The sequence below is a fragment of the Halomonas litopenaei genome, assembly GCF_003045775.1.
GTDB lineage: Bacteria > Pseudomonadota > Gammaproteobacteria > Pseudomonadales > Halomonadaceae > Halomonas > Halomonas litopenaei.
This window is the reverse complement of the sequence record NZ_PXNS01000020.1, coordinates 32,694-42,943: the sequence shown is the minus strand read 5'-3', so window position 1 is coordinate 42,943 and position 10,250 is coordinate 32,694. Positions and strand designations below refer to the sequence as shown.

Here is a 10,250-nt window from a genome sequence, read left to right as displayed (position 1 = left end):
AGGCGCTGCCGGGGGAGAGCACCGAGTCAGATGTCGATGCCATCCTGGAGGAGACCGAGCGTCGCTTCGAGGAAGCGCAACGCAAGATCGACGAGACCTATAAGCAGGCCGAGGCAACGAGCGCTAGCCAAGGCACACCGGACAGTGAAGGGCAGCAGAGCGACACAGGCGACGGAGAAGCCTCGGTGCCCTCGGTGCCGGACCCTGTCGAGGAACCGGTGCAATTCGAGGGATCGAGCGAGGAGGTCGACGCCATCCTTCAGGAAACCGAACGCCGGTTCGAGGAAGCCAAGCGCAAGATCGACGAGACCTTCGAGCAGGCCGAGCGCCAGGTCCCCGAGGAGGTGCCCGCCGACGCGGACGCGTCCTTCGATGCCGACGTCAACGCCGAAGGCGACGTCGAGACCCGTACCGACAACTCGCCCTGAGCTGGTATTGGCAGGGCATCAGGTCCGGGTGGCTTAATCATGGCTTAGTCATGGGCCCAAGGCGTGCTAGCAAGCTCTTACGGCATCCGATCGGCCCCCCGGCAGGCTCTGCCGACCAACAAGAAAGGCCCACCGTATGGTGGGCCTTCTTGTCGCATGATCGAGGATCGTCACAACTTGCGGCAATCCTGCTCAAGCGCTGTTGCTTCACGGGGTGGCTAGATCACGCAGAATGCGATCTCCCCGTGACAAGGTCAGACAGGCACTAGGCTCAGTCGGCGACCTTGATGTTGGAGGCCTGAAGGCCTTTCTTGCCCTGAGTCACCTCGAAGGAGACCTTCTGGCCGTCCTGCAGGGACTTGAAGCCTTCAGCCTGAATCTCGGAGAAGTGGGCGAACAGGTCGTCTCCGCCGTCGTCCGGAGAGATGAAGCCGTAGCCCTTGGTATCGTTGAACCACTTGACAGTGCCAGTTGCCATTGTCGATTTCCTTAACTCGCTAAATGATGGTGCAGGCTCAACCACCCGGGGAGCTTTTCTCCCGTCGTGTGGTCTGAACCCTGTTGCGTGGGCATGACAAGAAAGAAGGGCGCATTGCGTGTTTCGACAATAGAGCGATCGAACTACCACTGCTGACGTTTCTACTTGCTGTCCTACGCTGCGGTCGAGTTCGCGATTCCGATCACCCGGGAAACGACACCTCTGGTGTCGACCACCCCTGGCAGGCGAGAATGGCTTACCTCGACTCGCCAAGTTACTGTAGATCGAAAGGCCAGCAGCGTCCAGCCGGACGCCCGTTGCTGCCTCTTAACGGAAAAGATGACACAAGGAATTCACATGACTGCCCCCGTGATCCATAGCGACGATACCCACTCCAAGGTGGTGGGCTACCTGTTGTGGCTGTTCGGTTTCCTCGGCGCCCACCGGTTCTATTACGGCAAGCCGGTGACCGGCACTATCTGGTTTCTGACCCTCGGACTGTTCTTCATCGGCTGGATCATCGACCTGTTCTTGATCCCGAGCATGGATCGCGAGGCCGACCTGCGGTTCCGCGGTGGTCCCACCAACTACACCCTGGCCTGGGTGCTGCTGACCTTCCTCGGGGTATTCGGCCTGCACCGTTTCTACATGGGCAAATGGGTGACCGGCATCATCTATCTGCTCACCGGTGGTCTGTTCTTGATCGGCATCCTCTACGACTTCTGGACGCTCAACGACCAGATTTCGCTGAAACACTCCGATAGCCTCGAGTCCGTGCGCTGATGGAAGGCTGGATCGATGCCCAGCTGCTGGGCTTCGTGGTGGCGATCACGCTGTTGAGCGTCACTCCCGGGGTCGACACCTTGCTGGTGATTCGCAACACCGCTCGGGGCGGTCTGCGCGACGGTGTGCTGACCAGCCTGGCGATCTGCTCGGGGCTGTTCGTCCACGCCACCATCTCCGCCCTGGGGGTATCGCTGATCCTGCTGCAGTCGGCCTGGGCGTTTTCGGCGTTGAAGATGATCGGGGCCGGCTACCTGGCCTGGCTGGGAGTCGCCAGCCTGCGTCAGGCCTGGGCCGGCAAGGGGCTCGCGGTGTCGGCGGCGAGTGGCGCCCGCCGCCAGCGCGTATCGCCGTGGCGGCCGCTGCGCGAGGGGTTGCTGTCCAACGTGCTCAATCCCAAGACGGTGGTGTTCTACATGGCCTTTCTGCCCCAGTTCATCGCCCCCACGGATCCGGCCTTGCTGAAGTCCCTGTGGCTTGCCGGTATCCACTTCGTGATTGCCAACCTGTGGCAGATCCTGGTCGCGGTGTTGGTGGGCAGCGCCAGCCACTGGCTCGCTCGGCCGGCGTTCTCGCGCGTGCTCAACGGCTTGACCGGCGGTGTGCTGGTGGCGTTCGGGGTCAAGTTGGCGTTGACGCGGGCGCCGTCCTGAGCCGATGCGATTGGCGCGGAGGTCAATAGCCCGAGACACAGGCCAGCGAAGCTACCGCAAAAAACCGGACCTCGACAGCAAGAACCCCCGACCACAGGCCGGGGGTTCTTGCTTTGCGAGGCGATCTCACCTCATCGACGTGCCGGGGCTCCGCCACATCATCGACGTACCATGGAACCGTCGTAGCGCGAGCTCTTCTCGGCCGCTGTCAGCACCTGCACGCCCTGGGTCGAGCCCTGGGCCAGGCTCTCGAACACTACCCGGTACTCGAGCACCGCGCGGACGTAGCGGCGGGTTTCCTTGAAGGGGATCTCCTCGACGAACAGGTCGAATTCGCCCGGCGCGCGGGCAAGCCAGGTGTCGACCCGGTGGGGGCCGGCGTTGTAGGCCGCCGCCGCGGCGATACGGTTGCCGCCGTAGCGCGCGATCATGTCACGGATATAGGTGCTGCCCAGACGAATGTTGGTGGCCGGGTCGAGCACGCCGTAGGGTCCAGGATCACCGATGCCCACCTGGCGTCCCACCAGCGCGGCGGTACCCGGCATCAACTGCATCAGGCCCCTGGCCCCGGCGGGTGATAGCGCTTCGGGGTTGTAGGCGCTCTCGCGACGGGCGATCCCCATCAGCAGGTAGGGATCGACATTGTTGGCCTGGCCCCAGCGGCGGAAGTCCTCCCGGTAGGCTTCGGGAAAGCGCCAGGGCAGGGCGTCGAGCATCTTGCCGACGATGGTCGTCTGCACCAGGCGTACGTGCCAACCGCGTCCTGCGGCGTAGTCCGCCAGGCGCCGGGCGTCGGTGGGGCCTGCGCTGCGTACCGCGTGATTCCACTCGAGGTTGGCAAGCCCTTCCTGTCCGACGCGCAGCAGCGCCTCGGTGCGACGCACCGTCGGCCAGCCGGCGACCTGGGCGCGCTCGGCTTCGCTGAAACGCGTGTCTTCCATGTTGAGATCGTAGGACTGGCCGAGGCGGTCGGCGGCGACGAAGCCGAAGAAGTCGCGTTGACCCGCTGCCCGGGCGTAGGCGGCCTGCGCGTCTGCCTGCTGCCCGCGCAGGGCCAGCGCGCGGCCCAGCCAGTATTGCCAGCGCGCCTTGGCCTGGGTCTCGGCGGGCATGATGCCAACGGTGCGCTCGACGGCGGCCCAGTCGCGATCGCGGATGGCCAGGCGTGCACGCAGTTCGAACACCTCCGGATCCTGCTGGCCGGCCAGGGCGCCGTCGATCCAGCCGAGCAGGCTGCGCTGGTCGCGGCGCAGGGCGTAATAGATGATCTCGCGCTCCAGCGCCTGGCGAGACTGGGCCGGCAGGCTCACACTGCCGGAGACCTGCTGCCAGGCGGACAGCGCCGCCGCCGGGGATGACTCTGCAGTGGCGATGATGGCGGCCCGCACAAAGGAGGCGATGCCGGCGCAGTTGGGGCCGACGCAGCGCGCTACTCTTGCCAGTCGCGACGGGTTGGCGGCCACGCTTTGCTGCGCTGCTGCAGCGGAGCTCCAGGCGGGTCCCAATTGACGGCCAAGATAGCTGACCAGTCCGTCTTCGCCGTTTTCCCAGGCCAGCATCATGCGCTCGAAGATTTCCGTGCCACCGATCTCGCCGCGGGCGCGCAGGGTGGAGAATAGGGAGTCGCAGGCATCCGGCTGGGAGCGACCCACCAGCCATAGTTCGCGGCCGCCCTGAGCGGCGACGGCGGGGCTTTGGCCCAGTTGCGCGGTGTAGTAGTAGCACTGCTCGGCGGTGGTCTCGGGAACGCCGCCGGCGACGGCCAGCAGATCGCCGTAGCGCCCGGCCTTGCCGTAGCGCAGGATGGCCTGCTCACGCATCCAGTCACCCAGCGGCGCATCGGCATTGGCCGAGATGTAGCTGAGAACTTCCTGAGGGCTGGCGTTGGGCAGGCGATCGCGCAGACGATAGTACGCCACATAGCCGGCCAGTTCGTGGCCGCGAATGGCGGCGTCGTTGATGTTGTGGAAGTTGCCGCTACGGGCGGCTTCCAGGGCGCTGCGCATGGCGCCGTCACTGCCCTGGGCGGTAGCCGTCAATGGCATGCACAGTGCCGTGGCTGCCACCAGCGGCACGAGGCGACGAAACAAGGCGAATGGCATGGAGACCCTCCTGGTCTGTGAAGAAGAAGACATTGCTGCCTTTTTGTGCCGTAGACGGCGAATCGATGTCGGATCGAAGCCACATGGTGACCGAACCGGCGGGCCTTGAACAGTTGCCCGGCCAGGTTACGAGACTTGACCCCGGTCAGCTTCGCCCCCATGTTGCGATAAGACGACGTCGACGCCATGAAGATAGCCGTTGACACCCGATAAATACCATCGGCAATCGTTGGTGCTGAATTGAGTCGAGGAGACTATCCATGGCCCTGTTTGATCGAATCCCCGTTATTGGTCGCTTTACCCAACGCACACGAGCGTTCAAGCATATAATGCGGGCGCTCAAGCTGTTTATCCCGATGCTGCAGGACGTGCTCAGCGGTCGCTACCGCCCGGTGCCCTGGGCGGCTTTCGGCTGGATGGCGGTGGCCTTTGCCTATCTGGTGTCACCGCTGGACCTGATTCCCGATGTGCTGCTGCTGTTCGGTCTTCTCGATGATGTGGTCATCGTCGGCTGGTTGCTGACAAAGGTGGACAATAGTCTGGCCGACTATCGCGCCTGGCGTGGTATTGGCGAGGACGATGCTCCGCGGGAGGAGCGGGATATCCACGACATCTAAGGTGCCTTGTTCTTGATTTTCTGGCTCGAAGTGTGCGGATTCGAGCTTTTTGCGTTTGCTTCAGGGTACGTCGTCTGTTTCTGACGCTTGGCGAGCATTTGGCGGGTAAAAGGTAAAAATGCGGACCAAGGACGTATTGTGGCGTCGGCGGGCTGGGTCTAGATTGTCAGTCAAACGTTTGAATTCGAGCCCGCTCATGTCCTCCTCGCACCGCACCCTGCAGCCACCCTCCGTGTCGCTCTGGCGGCAGGCGCTTCAGCGCTTTGTCGATGTCATTCCACATACCCAGGCGCTCGGCATGCGCGTCGTTGCGGTGGATGCCAGCGGCGTCACCCTATATCTGCCCGGGGGCGCCGAGTTGTGCGGTGATCGCTCGAGAAGCCTGGTGCACAGCGGGGTGCTCAGCGTACTGCTGGACACCGCCTGCGGTGCGTCGGTCCTGCCGGCACTGCCAAGTCCTGAGGTCTGTCCCACCCTGGATCTGCATATCAGTCATCGTCGCCCTGCCTGTCAGGGGGCGTCATTGTGGGTACGTGCCGAAGTGGAGGCCATCACCGACTCGGTGGTGTTCACCGAGGCCCGGGCCTGGCAGCACGAAGGACAGGTGGTGGCCTGCGCCCGCGGGCACTTTGCCCGGCTGGGGCCGCGCAACACGCCAGCAGGTTTTGCCGAGGCCATGTTCGCCGGTCTTATGGAAGACGAGGGCGATCCCCTTATCGAAGAGAAGGCCCCAGTTGGCGATGCCGACAGTGGTGCGATAGCGGCGGCTCCACACGAGAGTGTCAGCGGCTTGCTGGAACGTGGGCGTGCCAGCGGTGAGATCAACGCCTGGCTTGGCGAGGTGCCCTACGCCGACTTCATCGGGGTGAGGGAGGACCGCGATGAGCACGGCAGGCGCTTTGTACTGGAGACGCGTCCCCACAACGTTGGCAATCCGATGCTGCCGGCGCTGCACGGTGGTGTGGTGTCGGCCTTTCTGGAGACTGCGGCAGCGCTGGATACCCTGGCGCAGACCCGTGAGCCGCGCCTGCCGAGGCTGGTCAACGTTACCGTGGACTACCTCAGTTCGGCCGGGGTGAAGCCAACCTACGCGCGTTGTCGTCTGGTGCGAGAAGGGCGGCGCATGGCCAATGTCGAGGCATGGGCGTGGCAGGACGACGAAGACGCGCCGGTTGCCCGGGCTCGCTTGACCTACGTGCTGGGGGCGCCGGCGTAGGTGAGAGCCGGCCCGGGCAGCGGTTAGCCAGGTGACCACGGCCAGGGACGTCGGCCCAGGTCTGGCCAGCCTTGATGTGAAGGTGCCAGCCTTGACTTGGTGGCGCCAGCCTTGAAAAGCGCAGCGCGGACCCCATATCGATTGTCATCTTGAATGACGTGCGGCGCGAGCCGTGCACTCTGGACCGCCAGCGACCCATCGCTGGCCCGGAAATCGCCATGTCGAAAGGGGTTCGATCTACCATGACCACCGCTACCCACGAAGAAACCCTGGGCTTTCAGACCGAGGTCAAGCAGCTTCTCAACCTGATGATCCACTCGCTGTACTCCAACCGCGAGATCTTTCTTCGGGAGCTGATCTCCAACGCCGCCGACGCCTGCGACAAGCTGCGTTATCAGGCGCTGGACAATGATGCGCTCTACGAGGGCGACAGCGAGCTGCGCGTCGAGATCGAGCACGACAGCGAGGCCGGCACCGTCACCCTTCGTGACAACGGTATCGGCATGAACCGCGAGGACGTGATCGCCAACCTGGGCACCATCGCCAAGAGTGGCACCGCCGAGTTTCTCAAGCAGCTTTCCGGCGAACAGCAGAAGGACGCCCGGCTGATCGGCCAGTTCGGGGTCGGCTTCTATTCTGGCTTTATTGTCGCCGACGAGATTACCGTGCGTACCCGCAAGGCCGGTGACGCCGCCGATGCCGGCGTCGAGTGGCGCTCGAAAGGCGAGGGTGAGTTCGTGGTCGCCGAGATCGAGCGCGAGAAGCACGGCACCGAGATCATCCTCCACCTCAAGGAGGACGCCAGGGAGTTCGCCGACGACTATCGCCTGCAGAGCCTGGTGCGCAAGTACTCCGACCATATCGAAGTACCGGTGAAGATGCCGCGTACCGAAAAGGCTACCGACGACGATGGCAACGAGGTCGACGGTAGCGAGGTCACCACCTGGGAGACCGTCAACGAGGCGACCGCGCTGTGGGTGCGGCCCAAGAGCGAGGTCTCCGAGGACGAGTACAAGGCCTTCTACAAGCACGTGGCCCACGACTTCTCCGACCCTCTGACCTGGAGCCACAACAAGGTCGAGGGCAACCTGGAGTACACCAGCCTGCTGTACGTGCCGGGCCGCGCACCCTTCGACCTGTACGAGCGTGACGGCGCCCGTGGGGTCAAGCTGTACGTCCAGCGCGTGTTCATCATGGACGACGCCGAGCAGTTCCTGCCGCTGTACCTGCGCTTCATCAAGGGGGTGCTGGACACCCGCGATCTGTCGCTGAACGTGTCCCGTGAGCTGCTGCAACAGGACCCGAAGGTAGAGAAGATCAAGTCCGCGCTGACCAAGCGTGCCCTGGACATGCTCAAGAAGCTGGCCAAGGACAAGGAAGCCTACCAGACGTTCTGGAACACCTTCGGTTCGGTGCTCAAGGAAGGCCCGGCGGAGGACTACGCCAACCGCGACAAGATCAGCGGCCTGCTGCGTTTCTCTTCCACCCACACCGACAGCGCCACCCAGGATCAGTCCCTGGCCGACTACGTGGAGCGGATGAAGGAAGGTCAGGACAAGATCTACTACATCGTCGCCGATGGCTTCAACGCCACCAAGAACAGCCCCCACCTGGAAATCTTCCGCAAGAAGGGCATCGAGGTGCTGCTGCTCCACGATCGCATCGATGAGTGGCTGATGAGCCATCTCACCGAGTTCGACGGCAAGAAGTTTGCCGATGTTGCCAAGGGCGATCTGGACCTGGGGGACGTCGAGGACGAGGACGAGAAGAAGGCCCAGGAGGAGACCGCCAAGTCCAAGGAGGATCTGGTCAAGCGGGTCAAGGAAGCGCTCGGCGAGGAGGTTCAGGAGGTCAAGATCACCCACCGCCTGACCGATTCACCGGCCTGTGTGGTGCTGCCCGAGCACGAGATGGGCTTCCAGATGCGCCGTATCATGGAGGCTGCGGGCCAGAGCCTGCCCGAGGTCAAGCCGATCCTCGAGCTCAACCCGGACCACGCCCTGGTTGCTCGCCTGGAAGGGGCCGACGGTGACGGCTTCGGTGATCTGGCGCGGATCCTGCTCGATCAGGCGATCATCGCCGAGGGTGGTCATCTCGACGATCCGGCCGCCTACGTCAAGCGTCTCAACGCCCTGCTGAGTGCCTGACAAGCTGGCTGCCTAACTCAAGAGCTCAAGCGCCCCAACCACGACGCCACCTTCGGGTGGCGTCGTTGCGTTGTGGGGAAGGCGGCTCGTCTTCGGCGCACCACAGATCGTTCAGCGTTTCAGACTGGCGAAGAGGTCTGGGCACTGGCGCTGCAGCTCCCTGTCGTCGAGCATGGCCTCGCGCTGTCGCTGGATGGCGTGCCCCCGGCGCTTGAGCACCGCATCGAGGTCATCGCCGCTGGCGCAGCTCACCTTGAGCAGGTTGATCAGTGCGTCCAGCCGCTGGGGAGAACTCGCCAGGGCCGCCTCGATATCGGCTCGGGCATTGTCGTACTGGCCCAATCGGTAGTAGGCGTAGCCACGATAGGAGAGAGCGTCGTTGTTGTTCGGGTCGATCGCAAGCGCCCGGGTGTAGTCGGCCACCGCCCCCTCGAAGTCGCGCTCGATGCGCTTTTCACGTCCCGCGCTGACCTGCTGCTGGGCCGACTGCATGGGGGCCTGGCGGGTGATGATGGTCAGGTAGCGCGGGGCCACGTCGCTGCCGAGGGCCAGTGCGGCCTCGAAGTAGCTTCGAGCCTTGTCGAGCTCACCGGCGGAAAAGGCGTTGATGCCAGCGTTGTTGAGGGTCTTCAGGCGCACCTCACGCAAGCCGTCATGACCTTGACTCGCCCTGAGCGCCTGCTCAAACAGCGCTGAGGCGTCAGCGTGGCGGCCTTCCCGATACAGAATCCAGCCCTGGGCGTTCAAGCCTTCCATCCGGGCCAGCGGATCAGGACTTTCGAGCAGAGGGCGTAGTTCGCGCAGAGCGGCCTGGTTGTCACCCTGCTGCAACAGCGCCTTGGCCCTGGACAGCGGGGCCTGCTGGGCAGCCACCGGCCACGCCACCCCGACGCTCAGCAGCACGATCAGCAGGGCGTTTATCGTAGACGAGGGGTGGCGCCGTCGTTTTCCCTTCGCTGGCCCGGCCAGGTCTGTCGCCATCGCGCGCGACGCCAAGGCGCCCTGCCTGTTCTTCATTAGAAGCCTACCTGCGGAGAATCTCGCTCCGCTGCAGCGATGACGTCGGCCAGTTGGCTCTTCAGGGCGTCGCGCTCCTGCTCGATGGCGATCAGCCGGCCGTGCAGATCGTTGTTCAAGATGCGCAGCACATTGTCGTCCTGGACCTTCAGCACGACCGTGCCCCGGCCATCCAGCGGCATGTCCCGCTCCTGCAGACGGATGACCGGCAGCACGCCTTCCGGCGGGGCGATGGAAAGATTGACCTGGCTCGAGGGTTTCATCATTGCCATGGCCAGCCCGCCGACGAAGAACAGCAGACTCAGCGCCATGAACAGCCTGGCGTTCTTGGAGACCTCCTGCAGATAGCGAATGCGCAACTCGGTGCCCTCACTGGTCTCGCCAGAGCGCTCATTGAGCAACAGGGTGTGGGTCTTGTTGAGCAGGTGGTAGCCGAGGATCAGCAGCACCACGGCGAAGCCTGGCAGACCGTACTCCAGAAGCGTGGGAAAGCTGTTCATCACGGGCACCCGGCGGTGGGACAGGGCTCAGGCCTACGTATGCCCTTGTCAGCATAGCGCAGGCGGCCGTCCTCGCCGCGCGAAATTGGCCTGGTACAGGTTTCTTGGCCGCTTCGCTCGCGCTGTATCGCCGTCCCGTGGCGCCATGATGCGGGTCAAGTAGGGGCGACGGGACTACTGCTAAGGTCGAATTGTGCTCTCGAGGGCAGGTGTTTTTTCGCCGATCGAGAAGCGTGCAGCACACCCGCCGCCTCCGATGCGGCGACCGCTGCTGCCACCGAACAGGCGGGCCGGCTGCCATCTCCGAGG

General features: G+C 64.0%; 9 protein-coding genes and 1 pseudogene. 6 read left to right on the top strand and 4 right to left on the bottom strand.

Features of this window, described 5'->3' with window-relative positions; translation table 11 throughout:
• Window positions 1–428: pseudogene (locus C6W88_RS21740) on the top strand (hypothetical protein); the annotation flags it as partial.
• A gap of 271 nt (window positions 429–699) precedes the next feature.
• Here C6W88_RS21740 and C6W88_RS20565 read toward each other — a convergent pair.
• Window positions 700–906, bottom strand: coding sequence for a cold-shock protein (locus C6W88_RS20565; RefSeq protein WP_045993796.1), 207 nt, complete (start codon window positions 904–906; stop codon window positions 700–702).
• 357 nt (window positions 907–1,263) lie between these two features.
• Between C6W88_RS20565 and C6W88_RS20560 the strand changes: the two genes are divergently transcribed.
• Both C6W88_RS20560 and C6W88_RS20555 read left to right on the top strand, forming a co-directional pair.
• Window positions 1,264–1,689, top strand: coding sequence for an NINE protein (locus C6W88_RS20560; protein ID WP_045993795.1), 426 nt, complete (start codon window positions 1,264–1,266; stop codon window positions 1,687–1,689).
• A complete protein-coding gene (locus C6W88_RS20555) occupies window positions 1,689–2,342 on the top strand; it encodes a LysE family translocator (protein ID WP_045993794.1) in 654 nt (217 codons plus the stop codon). The genes C6W88_RS20560 and C6W88_RS20555 overlap by 1 nt, the downstream gene beginning before the upstream one ends.
• 158 nt (window positions 2,343–2,500) lie before the next feature.
• Here C6W88_RS20555 and C6W88_RS20550 read toward each other — a convergent pair whose 3' ends face one another.
• Window positions 2,501–4,444 carry a transglycosylase SLT domain-containing protein gene (locus C6W88_RS20550; protein WP_108133837.1) on the bottom strand — a complete coding sequence of 648 codons (1,944 nt, stop codon included), beginning with the start codon at window positions 4,442–4,444 and terminating at the stop codon, window positions 2,501–2,503.
• A gap of 260 nt (window positions 4,445–4,704) precedes the next feature.
• On the opposite strand from C6W88_RS20550, the gene C6W88_RS20545 reads away from it, so the two are divergent.
• From C6W88_RS20545 to htpG, 3 genes are all read left to right on the top strand, one after another.
• The gene (locus tag C6W88_RS20545; RefSeq protein ID WP_045993792.1) at window positions 4,705–5,061 is read left to right on the top strand and encodes a YkvA family protein; all 357 of its coding nucleotides are present in this window, start codon (window positions 4,705–4,707) and stop codon (window positions 5,059–5,061) included.
• A 196-nt stretch (window positions 5,062–5,257) separates the two neighbouring features.
• Window positions 5,258–6,277, top strand: coding sequence for a PaaI family thioesterase (locus C6W88_RS21940; RefSeq protein WP_231498734.1), 1,020 nt, complete (start codon window positions 5,258–5,260; stop codon window positions 6,275–6,277).
• 242 nt (window positions 6,278–6,519) lie between these two features.
• Window positions 6,520–8,424 carry a molecular chaperone HtpG gene (gene htpG / locus C6W88_RS20530; RefSeq protein WP_045993791.1) on the top strand — a complete coding sequence of 635 codons (1,905 nt, stop codon included), beginning with the start codon at window positions 6,520–6,522 and terminating at the stop codon, window positions 8,422–8,424.
• 111 nt (window positions 8,425–8,535) lie between these two features.
• On the opposite strand, the gene C6W88_RS20525 is transcribed toward htpG, so the two are convergent.
• Entirely contained in the window at window positions 8,536–9,441 is a 906-nt protein-coding gene (locus C6W88_RS20525; protein WP_108133836.1) for a tetratricopeptide repeat protein, read from the bottom strand.
• A complete protein-coding gene (locus tag C6W88_RS20520) occupies window positions 9,441–9,941 on the bottom strand; it encodes a hypothetical protein (protein ID WP_108133835.1) in 501 nt (166 codons plus the stop codon). Before C6W88_RS20520 ends, C6W88_RS20525 begins: the two co-directional genes overlap by 1 nt.
• Window positions 9,942–10,250: the final 309 nt, after the last annotated feature.

Excerpts from the sequence above, each read along its gene's own strand:
- C6W88_RS20565 (WP_045993796.1), bottom strand. The coding sequence starts at position 906 with ATGGCAACTGGCACTGTCAAGTGGTTCAACGATACCAAGGGCTACGGC.
- C6W88_RS20560 (WP_045993795.1), top strand. The coding sequence starts at position 1,264 with ATGACTGCCCCCGTGATCCATAGCGACGATACCCACTCCAAGGTGGTG.
- C6W88_RS20555 (WP_045993794.1), top strand. The coding sequence starts at position 1,689 with ATGGAAGGCTGGATCGATGCCCAGCTGCTGGGCTTCGTGGTGGCGATC.
- C6W88_RS20550 (WP_108133837.1), bottom strand. The coding sequence starts at position 4,444 with ATGCCATTCGCCTTGTTTCGTCGCCTCGTGCCGCTGGTGGCAGCCACG.
- C6W88_RS20545 (WP_045993792.1), top strand. The coding sequence starts at position 4,705 with ATGGCCCTGTTTGATCGAATCCCCGTTATTGGTCGCTTTACCCAACGC.
- C6W88_RS21940 (WP_231498734.1), top strand. The coding sequence starts at position 5,258 with ATGTCCTCCTCGCACCGCACCCTGCAGCCACCCTCCGTGTCGCTCTGG.
- htpG (WP_045993791.1), top strand. The coding sequence starts at position 6,520 with ATGACCACCGCTACCCACGAAGAAACCCTGGGCTTTCAGACCGAGGTC.
- C6W88_RS20525 (WP_108133836.1), bottom strand. The coding sequence starts at position 9,441 with ATGAAGAACAGGCAGGGCGCCTTGGCGTCGCGCGCGATGGCGACAGAC.
- C6W88_RS20520 (WP_108133835.1), bottom strand. The coding sequence starts at position 9,941 with ATGAACAGCTTTCCCACGCTTCTGGAGTACGGTCTGCCAGGCTTCGCC.